This window comes from Streptomyces sp. Inha503, assembly GCF_047215865.1.
GTDB lineage: Bacteria > Actinomycetota > Actinomycetes > Streptomycetales > Streptomycetaceae > Streptomyces > Streptomyces lycopersici.
This window is the reverse complement of record NZ_CP178360.1, coordinates 7,416,756-7,430,429: the sequence shown is the minus strand read 5'-3', so window position 1 is coordinate 7,430,429 and position 13,674 is coordinate 7,416,756. Positions and strand designations below refer to the sequence as shown.

Below are 13,674 nucleotides of genomic sequence, written 5' to 3'. Positions count from 1 at the left end.
CGCCTCCAATCCCTTCGCCTCGAGCGTCCAAACCACTCAACCACTTACGGTGCCTGGCACTGCGGCCATGTCTCCCGAGGCAGAACAACATAGCCAGCAGAATTACAACGCTCGGATGGCTATGCATCGCCAGTACCACAGCGGCTTTGGGTCCAACAACCGGCCCATACCCTAACGTCCCCTTCACCACCAACGCGTTCAAGGGCAGGCAGCTGTGCGCCACGGCTGCCTGCCCGACCGCCAAGCGCCGATCTACTGGCAGCCACTTGGTGGGTCGGGCCCCGCAACATCGCCGAGCTCACCCGAACCGTCGGTGCCTCCCGCAGCAACGGGCGATCGCGCGCACCCACGGCCGGGTGAAGTAGGTCCGGTACTGATCGACGAAGGCGCGGTTGGCGTAGCGCAGCAGCTGACGTCGCTCCGCCCGGCTGGTTGCCACGGGCCCACGGGCGAGCAGTTCGGCGAAGTGGCCTTCGACCTCCGTGATGACCTCCTCCAGGCTCCATGAGCAGTCGACTACCAGCATGCGCCCTCGGAAGCGCTTCAGCTCTGCCGAGATCACGTCGCCCAAGTGCTGGTACAAGTCCCGTACGCCGGGGTGCAGGTCACGCTCGTCGAGCCGGTCACGCTGCAGCTCCGGGGTCGGCAAGAGCCATAGGGCCGGGACCGGACCGCCACCGGCCACCTCCGGCGTGATCGGAGTGCCCTCGGCAATCGTCAGCGGCGCGGCGGGCAACGCGCGCAAGTCGTCCCAGACCATGGGGCCGCGCACCTGGTGCAAGGAGATCGCGAGTGGTCCACCATCGGCGCCGACCAGCGGTCCGGGACGGGCATCTCCTCGTACCGGATCGCGGCCGGATGGCCCGCGGCGATCGCCCGGTCCCGGTGCTCCCAGGTGTGCGCGTCGGGGTTGTACCACCGCAGCCCGTGGCGGCGGGCGAGCAACCGGGCGACCGTGGTCTTGCCCACGCCCGACGTTCCGCCCAGCCACAGCACGGATTCGAGGCCGTTCGTCAACCAGCGCCCTCGAAGGCCGGGATCGCCGGCCAGCCGCCCACCAGACGCACCTCGGCCCGTTCGCAGGCTCCGACTCCCGCTTCTACATCGGCGGAACAAAGGGCATCGATACGCTGTCCCTGCTGTGGCTGGCCGAGAACACCGAAGCGCAGATTTCGATCGTCGCCCCCGGCACCGTCCCGCAACAGCCCGAGGAAGCGCGGCAGGCCATCGCCCGCAGCCGCGAGCGCATCATGGAGATCGTCGAGTTGCGTGCTGACCAGCTCCGTACACCCGCGTTCCACGCCCGGAACCGGTGGATGGTCGACCACTCGGACATGGTCATCGGCTTCCCGCTCGCCGACAGCGAGACCTCGGGAACCTGGTACACGATCAACTACGGTGCCGAGCAGGGGAAACCACACCTTATCGTGCCAGTGTGACGCGAATCACCGGCATGATGAGGGCATGAGCACGTGCGAAACCCGCGGCTCTGCTGCCCTCAAGTCCCTTCGGAAGGCGCGAGGCTGGTCCCTGGCTGACACCGCGCGGGCGCTTGTCGACACAGCACGCCGCATCGGCCAGCCCCTCTCCTCATCAGTCCCGAGCGTGCAGCGGTCCGTCGCTCGGTGGGAGAGCTCCAAACCCACCCTCCCCAGCGACCGGCACCAACTCCTGCTCGCGCACCTCTACAGCCGAGGCGCTGACGGCCACGTCACGCTGGGGCCCGGCAGCGACTTCGCCGAGCTGCTCGGCGCCCTCGCGCACCTGGGCGAAGCAGAGACTCATCTACGTGAACTCCGCAGGCTCATGGTCCGCACGGCCACCGATGACGGGACCGGCCTGCTAGCTCTGCTGGGGCCCACCACCCGGCTGTCCATGGCGGCCGCGCTCGCCGATCCGGCACTCGCCGATGACGCGCTCCTCGCCGGACTACGGACGGCAATCGGAGACGTCAACGCGCAAGTCGGCTCGGTTCCCTTCGCACGCTTGCGGCTACTGCTCGCCCCCGTGACCGAATCCTGCCGAAGGCTGCTGGCCGGAGACGTTCCCGAGCCACTGCTGCCTGGACTACGCACGATCGCCGCTCAGGCGTACACCCTCGCTGGGCGGTTGGCGTTCGAGACCCGTGATGACCAGGCGTCCCGCGCTCTGTATGCGGGATCGCCGCCCGGTCGAACGCCGAACGACACGCACAGACCGCGCTGTCGCTCGCGTGGTACGACCTCGATCGCGACGTGGACTCGGACCCCTGGCCGACCAGCTTCAGCGCTGATCACCTGCGCGGCTTCGAGGGCTTGTGCGAGCTGTACGTAGGGGACGCGGCGGTCGCTCACGACATCTTCGCCAGTAGCGCGCAGGCCCTGGGGGCGCCGCGTGAGCGGGTGCAGCGGGCCATCGTCTCAACCGATCAAGCCCTGGCTTGCATCCGTCTCGATGCGCCGGAGAGGGACGTGACCCTCCTGCACAACTGCGTCGGCTCCGCGGCCGGCACCGGTGGGAGAGTGCCTGCGCTGCGGCTGCGCCAGGCCCGAAAACAGCTGCGGCCGTGGAGGCGTGAGAGCTTCGTCGCTGACCTGGACGATCACCTCATCGACGTGCTCGGAAGCTGAAAAGGGAAGGTCTGCGGCCCCGGTGCCGCTCGCACCCCCGCCCCGAGGCCGTGGTCGGAGAGAGTGCCCCCGGGGTGGGCAGCCAGTCCCGCTCCCGTGACACCGAGCTGGACCGGGGCGCGGATCGATCAGAGGTGAGGGGAGCGCGCTGCCGCGCCCCCGAACGGGGGTACGGCAGCGCGCCTTGAGCGTGATCCGGCGGAGGCCCCGGAGCCCAGCCCGAGCGATTCGGTTCACTGAGACGGCGGCTCCCCCGTTCGGATCACCTGGGCTATGGACGACGGCCGCTGTGAGTGAGGCGGCTGCTGCTGCCAGCCTTCTTCCCGTCCGCAGGTTCCTTCGCACTCTTCTTCTGGTTCTCAAGATAGGCGGCCCATCCCGGGTCCGTCCTGGCCCACTTTTTAATGTCCTTGAGGGAGTATTGCTCCGGGCCGTCTGCATGCGAGCTGGATGCGCCAGGGTATTTACTGGTACGGACAATGTTGGAGAACTTATGGGAAGGGCTTGATGACTGCGCCACGACCTTATTCATGTCTTCCACGTATGTATCGGCGAAATGCTTGAGCCACGGGTCCGTCTCCGTATCCGCGATCACAGTGTCGCCGCCTTCCACCTCCCGGATCCCAACCTTTCGATGGGGCTGGGGGTCGCCCTCGTTCCAGATGTGCGCGGCGTACGCCCAGTAGTGAGGCGGCCACGACTTGCCTTTTCGACCCTGACTCTGAGGCCCCTCCATCAGGCCCATCTCGACGTCCCGCCGTCCCCTTTGTTTCTTTGCTTCTGCTCGATAGGCCTCATACTGATGATAACCCGCCCTATAGCAGGTTGTCACTCCGTTGATGAATTCCGCAGCTCCCCCCCAAACTTCCGCCCCCTTGGTGTCGGAGAGGGAAGCTAGAGGACCTGACGAGGCAATTGTCGTTCCTGTACCCATGGCCAGTTCGTGCGGGTTGATTTCTCCCTTTTTCCAAAATTGCCACGCTGTCTTCAGGAAATTCTCGCCGGCCAGAGCGGCCTGACCAGCACCTCCAAAGCCTCCAAGGATCTCTGCTGCTCTATCATTGCCGGCTATCCGCGCAATACCCGCGCCACCACCCAGGATATTGGGACCGAAATCGGCCAGCAGCCTCGCCACCTTCCCCGGGTTATTCGTCCCCCACTCCCAAACGCCGCTCACTGCCTGACTCGCACGCGCAACCCAAGTTTTGTTGGATTCGGGGTACTTGGTAACCGTGTAGAACCCCGATTCTTTGGGGTGCTCGGGGTCTATGATGTAAAATCCTTCGTCGGCATTTTCGTGAATCTCAGGTGCCTCCGGTGGGACCGGCACATCTGACTCTACGAGGCGGGCCTTCCCCTTAGAGCGAACGACCTCCACAGCACGGAAAGAGCTGGCAGCGCTGTAGAAGGACTCTTCTGAATTGCCAGCCGAATCATAGGTGTGCTCGCCCACCCCCTGGGTAAGCTCATCCATCGACCACGTGTTTGGATTGCTGGCCGGGTCATAGTTGAGCGCGCCCACTCCCTGGGTAAGCTCATCCATCGACCACGTGCTCGGTCCAGCTTCGGCGCTCTGCTCCTCCGTTTCCGACTCCCTCGGTTCAGCTGCCGCCTGCGCAGCATCCATAAGCTCAAAGGCATCCCGGGCAGACCTTTGCGAGCTCGTATTCCAGCCACCGTTTTTCCGATTCGACAAACGGTAGATTTCTGGGTCTCCCTCGTACCGCACAAAGTATTCGTTGGTTGTTGCGTTCCAGGCGCCGTCCCAGGCCCCTCGAGGGGGCCTGGGCGCGTCCTTCACCCGTTTACCTGTTTTGAGAGCATATTTTCCATCGCCACTCGGCTGGAACGGCGTGTAGAAACCGTCGTACTTTCCCATTTCGCTTTCCCCTTCAGGCGGAGGTCAGCCCCTCACGGAGCCCTGTCGCGGCGCTGGGTTCGGTGTCGCCGAGCCGTACGAGACCGCTCGATGGACACAACGTCGTCATCGGCGTTTCGGTTCAATGTCGACGTCATACCAGGTGAGCGTGGTACGGAGCGTGTCCACGGGCTGAGGACGGGACCGCCCCCACGGGCGAGGCACCGAGCACCCGAGCACTCCGCGACGGCCCTGCCTTGCGGCAGGCTCGTGCCCAGAGTTCCGCACGCCGCCGTGGCTCCTCCTCGGGCGAGGAGGTCAGCGCCGACAGCGCAGCCACCGTGGTACGTGGGGAGAAGGGTGAAGCAGCCGTCGTCGGGCGGAAGCCACGGCACGGCGGTGAGACGGGTGGCTCGGCCCCGTCCGCCCAACGGAGCCGGGACCCGCACAGATTCACCCTCGGCGCCGCGGCCGGCGGTCGGTGAACCGTCCGCCGGCGCCGGGGCTCGACCACGCTCATCACGCGCTCGTTGGCCGTCCTGACCCTGCGTCCGGCCAGCTCGGACCGAGGACAGAAAAGGCGCACCACCTCCACGACAAGGGCGTCGGAGGAGTGCTGACGCGCTCCACTCGCGCACCGGCCCCGGGAAGCAGCACATCCTCAACGGTCTCCCCCGCCAGGGCAGGGAACCCCCGCCGAGGTAATCCCCGTTCCCTCCGCCGACCTGGGGCTCACGGAACTGTGGACGGAGCCGCGTGTGGTGTGCCCTGACCATGGTGAACCATCTGATGCCTGTGCACGTGTTGGTGGTCCCACCTCACAGCGCAAGCAACCCAGAGGAGTCGCCATGTTCCCCGACGACTATGACTTTGGCGCCATGGATAATGCGATCGACGAATACTACTCAAAAGAGAAGAACATCGGAAAAGTTCCCGCACGGAGAGACGGCCCCCTGGGGCGTTTCCTCTACAAGCTTAATAACGACATAGAGCAAAAACATGACGGAAAATACCCTCGCTACCTCCTCAAGAGCGGATACGTGGAAAAATGGGTGCGCCTCCGCGTCATCGGCCCAGATTGCAAGCCGAATACATCCGGTCCGGGGCCGATGCACAACCCTCTCGCGCATCATGTGCATGCCGTCGCGTACCCGCCCCCACAGATACCGGGCACACACGAAAACGCCCCCGCAAATACGTCGGTGTTCTCACAGCCCGGCTATTCCCCTTCAGGCCGCCACCTATGAGCTCGGCCGCCCAGTCCCCGTCGCGGATCTGGCCGCCGTGCTCCGCAGTTCTGGCCGTCGGCAAGAAGGTCTTGCGTTAACGCCGTCACCACTTGGTCAGGATCCGAGACCACCCGCCCGAAGAGGCCCGGCTCGACCCGCAGTCCCTCGAGACCGCGGCCGACCGGCGGTGAACCGTATGGGGCGGGCGTACGTGGTGGCCAGGGCACCAGCCAAGTTGAAGCCGCCGAGAGAGAGCAGGACGGGCATGTCCACTGAGGCCCCCGAGGTGCCCGGAGAGGAGCAGACGCGATCCCGCCGAGGAGGACGTCGGCGCGACGACGGAAAGCGCCCCCGAGGAGGAGATCCCGCCGCCCCAGCCCCGCCCCGGCCGCACATCACCTTGGTGACACGGCCCGGATCACTGCCCGTCAAAACGTCGCACAGACCGTGAAAACGCCGAAGCTCCAACCACCGCTGCGGGTCCAGAACCACCGTCCGCCTTCCTTCGCCGCCCTGAACAGACATCAGCAGACTGTCGACCCACCGCCCTCAGCACATCAAGAACTGAGAACATTCCGTATACGTCGACGAGCGCTGCTTTTCTGCCTGCCGGAACCCCCAGAACCCTCGCCAGTGCAGAGCATCCACGCCAATCGTGGAACCTTGGCACCCGCCCTGCGTTTGCTATGGCAGTCGGCGATCTCGAAGTAGTCATCCTCACCTGGAGCGCCACGCATGATAAATCCTGACAAACTCAGAAGTTGCAAACCTATACTCCGCCCCTTTACTGCGGGAGGGGCGACCTGATCGATGAAATTGAAGGACAAGGAGCAAATCGCCCGTATTGCGCTGTGGGGCATCGGCGAGAAATACGGTTACGCCTTGGGCGGGAGCCTGGCGCGCTTGACTCACGGACTGGCCGATCGCGAACCCAATGACATAGACCTGTTCAGCAAAATGGGGGATCAACTTCCCAGCGCCCAAACTCCGTACACAACGGCCACTCACGCTAAAGCCGAAGCCAGTAACGCCTTGCAGGAAGCGGGCTACCAGGTGAGAGATACAGGAGGGTCTCTCGCGCAGTTCGGAATGGAGGAAATGGTAGTCAGCCATCCGCGAAGGCCGGACGACGAGGTGCGTATCGAGTTCGGGGTACCGCCCGAGGGTCACAGTTTCCAGGTGACGGATCCACGGGGAAACGGCATGAGGGTCATATCCGCCGGAGACCTGGTGCGCTTTAGGGCCGATGACATCATCAGCCAGGAGGCGGACAAGGAGGGCCTCCGGACTGCAATGCGGGTCAAAGCATTCGCCGACTGGGAGAAAATTGACTCGAGGTTGGAACCACAGGCCATCGCATATCATCTTTTTTCCGGCCAGCTGATCGATGCCGAAGAATTCCGTTCCGCACTGAACGGGAATAGGGATATTTCGGATCGCCGGTTTCGGTCATACGGCCTGAGCGATAGGCAAGTGCGCCGGATCCGCCGAGAACTTCCCGAAAAGGTTGATAGCTATGTCCGCTCGTGGCAGAACCTTACTCAACAAGGGGCAGGAAGTGAGCCTCGTAATGCAGCCACGCCGCATTATGCTGCGTACCCGGGACAAGTACGGAGAGATTCCTCGCAGGCCGCTGGCCCCGCCATCAATCGGAGATCCGAAATCCCGAGCCAGAACAACAGTCGGCGGCTGTAAGTGGCGCGACATCGCCACCGGCTACCGTCGCGGCCGCGGCCGACCGGCCGGTGAACCGTATGGGGCGGGCGTACGTGGTGGCCAGGGCACCAGCCAAGTTGAAGCCGCCGAGAGAGAGCAGGACGGGCATGTCCACTGAGGCCCCCGAGGTGTCCGAGGAGGAGCGGGACGAGGCACCCGCCGAGGAGGAGGGCGATACGACGACGGACAGCGCTGCTCCTCAGGAGAAGGAGGGCCCGCCGCCCCCGCCCAAGCCGCACTTCATCCTCTACATGGACGGGCCCGAATACGCGCAGAACCTGCGGCAGTTGACCCTGTGGACCCACCATGTGCTGCTGCCCGTCTACGGCAGGGAGGTCACCTCCACGGCACCCTGGTGTTCCCGCTGGTGGGAGCATCCGGAGGCGGTGGCACAGCTCCACGGGCTGTGGCTCGCCTGGGGGGAGCTGACCGGGCCCGGTTCGGGGATGTGCGGGCCCGCCAACTGGCACCGTGACTACATGATCCCCGTCATGGGCGTCCTGCGGGACCCGGAAGGTCCCTTCGCCGCCTGCAAGCCAGGAGCCCACCGCGCGATGGAGCAGCCTCCCGTCGACGCCGTCGACCCCTTCGGCCCGCCGCCTCCACCGCCCCCTGGGGCCTGACGGAGGCATGGCGGGTCATGGAGAGCGGATGTGCGCACGGTGCGTACATCCGCTCTTCGACGTCGTCGGGCCCGGCTCAGCTCTCGACGAAACTCCACTCCTGGTCTTCCGCTTCGCCGCACTTGGAGATCGTGACCTTGGAGTTCGCGCTCTTCTCCGTGGTGAGGCACAGGCGGCTCTTCTGGTTGCGGAGCCGGTATGAGTCGTCGGAGCGCTTGCCGAGCCACCAGAGCTGGTTGTCCTTCTCCTTGCTGTTGTTGCAGTTGGACATGCCCATTTGTGCGCCCTCAGAAGCGGAGCCGTTGCCCGGCAGGTCCAGGCAGAGGTCGGACTTGGTATTGCGGATCAGATACTGGTCGGCTCTGCCGCCGCCCTGGGAGACCACGTTCAGGACCCACCCCTGGTTGTCGTCGCTCTTGCAGGTCGCGTCCTTGACCTCCGTATCCGGTGCGCTCTTGCCGGAGCCGGGAAGGTCCACGCACAGGCCGTACTTCTTGTTCTTGATCAGCATCCCGCCCTTGTAGGTTCGGGGATCCACCGCGGCCTTCGGGGCGTCCGTCGGCTTCGGCGGGGCGGATGGGGAGGCCGACGGGGACGGCGAGGAGGAACGCGAACTCGAAGGCGACGGTGACGCGGACTTGGACGGCGTGGGCGGAGATTTCTCCGCGCTCTCGGTCCCGCCGGTGGCCAGGTTCCGCTCCCCGCCGCCTCCCGAGCTGCCGATCACTATCAGCGGCACCACGACGACCGCCGCCAGGGCCACACCTGCCACCCCGACGAACAGGGGCCGCTTGAGCAACCCGGGCGACTCGTACTCGTCGTCGGACTGGTCCAGTTGCCTCCTGCGGATCGGTTTCCGGTCAAGGCCCGGGCTGGGAGCCGGGGTCGTGAGCGCCGGCTGTGCGGGGCCCGGCGTCGAGACCGGTTCGTCGCCAAAGTCGTCGAACTCGTCGACGTCGCCGACGTCGGGGAGGTCGGAGACATGGGGGACGTCAGAGGCATCGGGCGCATCGGGTGGCCCGGCCTCGACGCCGGAGGGGCCGGGGTACGCGCCGGGCCCGGCGAATTCGCGCGTCTCGTCCCCGTCCGGTTCCTCCCCGTGCTGCTCCAGCAGCCTGCTGGAACCGTCGGGCGCAACCTCGACGATGACCACATACCCCTCGGAGGGATCGGAGATGGTCGCCGTCACGGGGGCGTTCCGGCCGCGGGCATACCCATGCAGCGTGTCGAGGATCGCGGTGTCGACCTGCTCCTCCCCCACCACCGGTACGGGTACGCCGTCGATGCTGGCGGAGCCGTCACCGGAGATGATCACGGCAAGCGGGGAGGACGTCTCGGGCGGCTCCCCGATGGACTCCGGCTCATCGAGATCCGCCGGTTCCCCCGCCGCGTGGCGCTCGTCCCCGGTCTTCGGCTTATCCGGTTCTTCACCCAGGCTCATGACCATCCCTTCCTGCATATCGCCCGACCGCGTGGCCTCGGTCCGAGTCCGTCGCGGTCCTCAGGAAGCGGTCACGGACAGGGCGCCACGGCGGTCCCGCACACCGCAACGGGCTCCGTGGGGAAACGGTTCAAAACAGCTCAACTCCGCGCCGCGACCGTACGCCGCCTCCGGCTCGGTGGGCGGACGTTGAACCATTTCCCGCCCGGCCTTGGGCTCGCCGTGACCCGGGGATGGGCCATGGGCCACGGCGAGTCCCTCTGCGATACGAGCAGCCGCTCACCAGGGGCTGCTACGGATCAGCCCGCGTCGCGGTAGGTGTTACCGCTGGCGTTCGGGGTGGTGCCGTCGTAGAGGCCGGTCGAGTTGGACTTGGTTCTGGAGAGGGCGAACCACGCGTAGCGCTTCACGTAGGGCAGGACTCCCAGTGCCTCCGTCGACCACTTGATGAAGCGGGTCTGCTCCTTCTCGCTCGGGTAGCGGGAGGCGCCCTGTTTGCTGAAATCGGTGAGGGCGTACTCGGTCAACCAGATCGGCTTCTTGTAGCGGTCGTGGATGCGCTCCAGGTAGTCGGCCAGTTGGTAGCTGGCGGCGGAGCTGAAGTCGGAGCCGTACCAGTGCACCGGGATGAAGTCGACGCGCAAGTGGCGTTTCGCGGCTCCCTTCATGAACTGGTCCAGCCAGGCGCCGGGCTTGTCCGCGTTGGCGGCGACCGCCGGGGCTCCCAGCTTCAGCCCGGTATTCTCCAACCGGGGCCACAGGTCAAGGGCCTGCTCGACCGACATGTTGGCCTGCGAGGACAAGTCGGGCTCATTGAAGGTGAGGAGGTTCTTCCCCTCCTTGGCGGCCTTGCCCAGCTCCGCGTCGTTGACCGAGCCGGGGCCCCAGATCGTCGGGACGAACTCGACGCCCTTCGGCTTGGCGACCTTGCCGGTGGAGGAGGTCCAGTTGTGGTACCAGGACACGCCGGAGTTCTTCAGCGCCTGGGCGGCGCCGTCTTCGGCGTTGACGCCGACGCCCTTGAGGGGGTCGGACTTGTCGCCATGGCCGGGCTTGGGCTTGGGCTTGGGGTCGGGCTTGGGGTCCGGCTTGGGCTTCTCGGGAGCGCCGTTGCCATGGAAGGTGACGGTCAGGCCGCTGCACTTGCTGCACTGACGCACGACCTGGTTGCCGCCCTCCGCGTCGTGCTTGGACCATGCGTACGCCTTGGGGCACTTCTTGGTGAGCGCGTCGCTGTAGGCGGTCTTCGCGTCCCGGTTCGGGTTGACACACACCAGCGGCTTACCCGTGCCCTGGGCCTTGGTCAGGTTCTCGGGCGGGCAGACGGCCAGCAGATCTGTGGGGCAGCCCACATCGGAACACTCGTCGCCGTTCTCGGGCGGCTTGACTCCATCGGGGCTGATGGTGATGGGCGTCGAGACGGCGTTGACGTAGCTGACGTTGTACCAGGGTGCCGACTTGTCGCGCGTGTCGAAGTTGAACTCGGCGAGGCTGACCGGCTGTTCACCGGTGGAGCAGCGGTCAGCGTACGGCCCGCAATCGCCCACCTCGCAGTGGAACGTACTGCCACTCTCCCCGGAGCAGCCCTGGCGGGCGAAGAGTTTGCCGCGCCAGTGCCCGGCGTCCGAGCGCTCGGGGATGGTGATGGTGGCGGACTTGCCCGGGTCCAGCGTCGGCAGCCCGGTGAGCTGGGCCGAGCCGTCGGCATTGACCCCCGCGCCGACCCAGATACGGCTGCTCGTCCCGTTCCGCACGGTGACGGTGTGCTCCGCGTCACCAGCTGCCGCTACCCCGGTGACCTGGTCCTTGTCCTTGCCGGAAGAGCCCTGGAACACCGCCGCAGACGCGGCTGTCACGCCGACGGCGATCAGGAGGAAGGCGAGCAGTAGCGATCGAAGTGATCGTGGGGCAAGTGATCGAAGTGATCTCACGCGCATAAATCAGCCTCTCAAGCCAGGGGTAGCCTGCGCAGGCACGACGTATGTGGGGAGCAAACGGTTCATCAGATGAGGACTGTGCTTGATCAGAGCTGATCGGCGGCCGACGTGGGCTCAGTTCTTCACGAAGCGCCACTGGTGGTCGTCGCAATCGCCGCACGTGAAGAGCCTGAGCTTGGCGCCCGGGCCCGTCTTGTCCGTCCTTGACACGCTGGTTGTCGCTGTCCGACGCCTCACCGCCGGGATCGTCCTGCACCCTGCCGTCCGGCCGCCCCTTCCCCTTGCCGGGGAGATCCACGCAGAAGCCGGACTTCCGGTTCCTGATCAGCACCACACCCTGGGGAACACCACCGGAGTCACCTCCCGCCTTCGGAGGCCCTTCCGGTGAGGCGGAGGGCAACGGGCCCCCGCTGTCCAAACCGACGGCCCGCTCCTGCGCACCCTCCGGTCCACCGCTGCCCCACACCACCAGTCGGCCAATGACGAGTACCGCGACGCTTGCGGCCACCGTCCACGCGAACAAGGGCTGTTGCAGCAGATCAGGCTGCTCATACTCGGCCACTTTCAGACTTTGCTCAGCGTGTCGGCACATGGTCTCGCGTGGGCTCGATGCGGTCCGCGGCGGACCGGGCGGTCACACACCGGGGCGCCACGGCAATCCGGTGCACACCGCAAGCCGCCAGACGGGCGAACGCGGTGCGGGCGGCGGCGTGCAGTAGCCGGTAGCGGAGTTTCTTCGGTCCGGCGTCGGCGAGTTCGCCGTCCAGCACCAGGGTGCGGGTCCAGGCGAGCAGGTCGATCGCGGTCAGCGACAGCTCCAGCCACACGGCGTTGATGCCGAAGTGGCGGGAGGGGAACCGGCCGAATCCGGTGGTCCTGCCGCAGCGGATGCGGTCCTCAACGCGGGCGTGGACACGGTGGCGGACCTCCAGGAACTGCGGCGATCCGTCGCCTGTGGTGGGGGGGTGTCGGCCTCCGCCCGGACGTCGGCAAGCTCGGACCGCACCTGCCGATTCAACCTGAAGCTCTGCGATCACGCACACCAAGTCGTCGTACGGCGGCTCCCGACGGCTCACTGATCCCACGGGCGGTCCAACGAGCCCACCCCAACGCGCTGAACTGTTCTTGGCTTCCATCCGTGTCATCTGTGCAGCCGACAGGGGGCGGCTCCCGGTGCCGCGAGTGTCCGGCTTCCTGTCCCGGCTCGGCGTCCGGTGGTCGAGGACCGCCGGCTCCCACCGGACGCTCCTCGCCTGCTTCCGCCGTAGGGTCTCGACCGGACCCGACGGAAGGGAGCGGCTCCGGCCCCGGCCGCCCCGACGTCTCCGTTCTGCCGCTGACGCGGCCGCAGTTGGCCGAGGCCCGGCGCATGCGCGGTCGAATTGTTCGAGCAAGGACGTTCTTCATCCGTGGTTGCACGGATGGTGGGGATCCACCCTGAGAGCGTGCGCCGGTGGAAACGCCTGTGGGAGCAGGGCGGGGTTGAGGCACTGCGGCGGCGTCCGGCCACCGGGCGGCCACCTAAGCCTGAATCCACCGACGTGGTTTCTAAATGATCTCCGAGGGTTTTTGGGGCGCGTCCTCGGCACTTCCTCGTTTTCCCGGACGTTATCCACAACGGACCGATCAGTGGATCAAGGCTTAGCCGAGTGTCCCCCCGGAGCGTTCCGGGGGGACACTCAGCCTAGAAGATCACTCCGAAACAGGCAGGCAGACCCTGTTTCCCTGGGCGGTGAATGGATCGAGGGGGGATCAAGGAGGCACAGGCCGCCCGTTCACGTGCGTGAGCGGGCGGCCGGGTCGGCGGTTGGGCGCACCGCGCCTGGATGGCCGACCTGCGCGGTGCCTCAGGGGGTCAGTAGCGGTAATAGACGGTGTACTGGTCGCGACCGCCGTCGCCATCGCACCACACGTCTTTGACCCCGGCCGGCGCGTTCACGGCCTGATCGTACATGCAGTCGCTCCACGAGTCGTACGTTTCAGCTCCCACCGGCTCGCCCCAGCCTTCACCCGCCGGCGGGGGGTCGGCCTGAGCGGGGCTCGCGGTCAGCGGAATGGTGATGGCTGCGGCGCCGACGGCGAGGGCGGTGGCGATTCGAGAGCGCCAGGACTTCATACGTTCTCCCACAAGCTATGGATGGTTCGATGGTTGCATGGGCAGCGGCCGGTACCGGCCGGAAGGCGCCCCGCTGCCCTTCCGGAAGCACAACGGATCCGCTCCGCCAACGGTTCAGTCGCAAGCGGTACTTGAGGGCACCCTT

General features: G+C 66.2%; 12 protein-coding genes and 2 pseudogenes. 5 read left to right on the top strand and 9 right to left on the bottom strand.

Going from position 1 to position 13,674, the window contains the following annotated elements:
* Positions 1 to 298: 298 nt before the first annotated feature.
* From ACJX2R_RS31395 to ACJX2R_RS31380, 4 genes are all read right to left on the bottom strand, one after another.
* Positions 299 to 760, bottom strand: a complete 462-nt coding sequence (locus ACJX2R_RS31395) for a hypothetical protein (RefSeq protein ID WP_413102869.1) — start codon at positions 758 to 760, stop codon at positions 299 to 301.
* A complete protein-coding gene (locus tag ACJX2R_RS31390; RefSeq protein ID WP_413102868.1) occupies positions 718 to 1,017 on the bottom strand; it encodes a hypothetical protein in 300 nt (99 codons plus the stop codon). Before ACJX2R_RS31390 ends, ACJX2R_RS31395 begins: the two co-directional genes overlap by 43 nt.
* Complete coding sequence (locus ACJX2R_RS31385; protein WP_413102867.1) at positions 1,014 to 1,328, bottom strand: hypothetical protein; 315 nt, start codon at positions 1,326 to 1,328, stop codon at positions 1,014 to 1,016. The genes ACJX2R_RS31390 and ACJX2R_RS31385 overlap by 4 nt, the downstream gene beginning before the upstream one ends.
* A gap of 265 nt (positions 1,329 to 1,593) precedes the next feature.
* Positions 1,594 to 1,785 (bottom strand): hypothetical protein, encoded by a 192-nt coding sequence (locus ACJX2R_RS31380; RefSeq protein ID WP_413102866.1) that lies wholly within the window; start codon positions 1,783 to 1,785, stop codon positions 1,594 to 1,596.
* 449 nt (positions 1,786 to 2,234) lie between these two features.
* Between ACJX2R_RS31380 and ACJX2R_RS31375 the strand changes: the two genes are divergently transcribed.
* Positions 2,235 to 2,609, top strand: a complete 375-nt coding sequence (locus ACJX2R_RS31375) for a hypothetical protein (protein WP_413102865.1) — start codon at positions 2,235 to 2,237, stop codon at positions 2,607 to 2,609.
* A 271-nt stretch (positions 2,610 to 2,880) separates the two neighbouring features.
* Here ACJX2R_RS31375 and ACJX2R_RS31370 read toward each other — a convergent pair whose 3' ends face one another.
* Complete coding sequence (locus tag ACJX2R_RS31370) at positions 2,881 to 4,488, bottom strand: hypothetical protein (protein ID WP_413102864.1); 1,608 nt, start codon at positions 4,486 to 4,488, stop codon at positions 2,881 to 2,883.
* Between the two features lie 827 nt (positions 4,489 to 5,315).
* Between ACJX2R_RS31370 and ACJX2R_RS31365 the strand changes: the two genes are divergently transcribed.
* The 3 genes from ACJX2R_RS31365 to ACJX2R_RS31355 all read left to right on the top strand — a co-directional run bounded on the left by ACJX2R_RS31365 (position 5,316) and on the right by ACJX2R_RS31355 (position 8,035).
* Positions 5,316 to 5,714 carry a hypothetical protein gene (locus ACJX2R_RS31365; protein WP_413102863.1) on the top strand — a complete coding sequence of 133 codons (399 nt, stop codon included), beginning with the start codon at positions 5,316 to 5,318 and terminating at the stop codon, positions 5,712 to 5,714.
* 792 nt (positions 5,715 to 6,506) lie between these two features.
* On the top strand, positions 6,507 to 7,391 hold the full coding sequence (locus ACJX2R_RS31360) for a hypothetical protein (RefSeq protein WP_413102862.1): 885 nt from the start codon (positions 6,507 to 6,509) through the stop codon (positions 7,389 to 7,391).
* Positions 7,392 to 7,663: 272 nt separating this feature from the next.
* Entirely contained in the window at positions 7,664 to 8,035 is a 372-nt protein-coding gene (locus ACJX2R_RS31355) for a DUF4913 domain-containing protein (protein ID WP_413105985.1), read from the top strand.
* 76 nt (positions 8,036 to 8,111) lie between these two features.
* On the opposite strand, the gene ACJX2R_RS31350 is transcribed toward ACJX2R_RS31355, so the two are convergent.
* The 3 genes and pseudogenes from ACJX2R_RS31350 to ACJX2R_RS31340 form a co-directional block, all read right to left on the bottom strand.
* Positions 8,112 to 9,476, bottom strand: a complete 1,365-nt coding sequence (locus tag ACJX2R_RS31350) for an RICIN domain-containing protein (protein ID WP_413102861.1) — start codon at positions 9,474 to 9,476, stop codon at positions 8,112 to 8,114.
* A 299-nt stretch (positions 9,477 to 9,775) separates the two neighbouring features.
* Positions 9,776 to 11,332: a glycosyl hydrolase gene (locus ACJX2R_RS31345; protein WP_413102860.1), complete on the bottom strand. Its 1,557-nt coding sequence runs from the start codon at positions 11,330 to 11,332 to the stop codon at positions 9,776 to 9,778.
* A gap of 715 nt (positions 11,333 to 12,047) precedes the next feature.
* Positions 12,048 to 12,366, bottom strand: a pseudogene (locus ACJX2R_RS31340) (transposase); the annotation flags it as partial.
* Between the two features lie 426 nt (positions 12,367 to 12,792).
* On the opposite strand from ACJX2R_RS31340, the pseudogene ACJX2R_RS31335 reads away from it, so the two are divergent.
* Positions 12,793 to 12,969 (top strand): annotated as a pseudogene (locus tag ACJX2R_RS31335) (helix-turn-helix domain-containing protein); the annotation flags it as partial.
* Positions 12,970 to 13,268: 299 nt separating this feature from the next.
* Here the strand turns inward: ACJX2R_RS31335 and ACJX2R_RS31330 are convergent.
* Positions 13,269 to 13,529, bottom strand: coding sequence for a hypothetical protein (locus ACJX2R_RS31330; RefSeq protein ID WP_413102859.1), 261 nt, complete (start codon positions 13,527 to 13,529; stop codon positions 13,269 to 13,271).
* Positions 13,530 to 13,674: the final 145 nt, after the last annotated feature.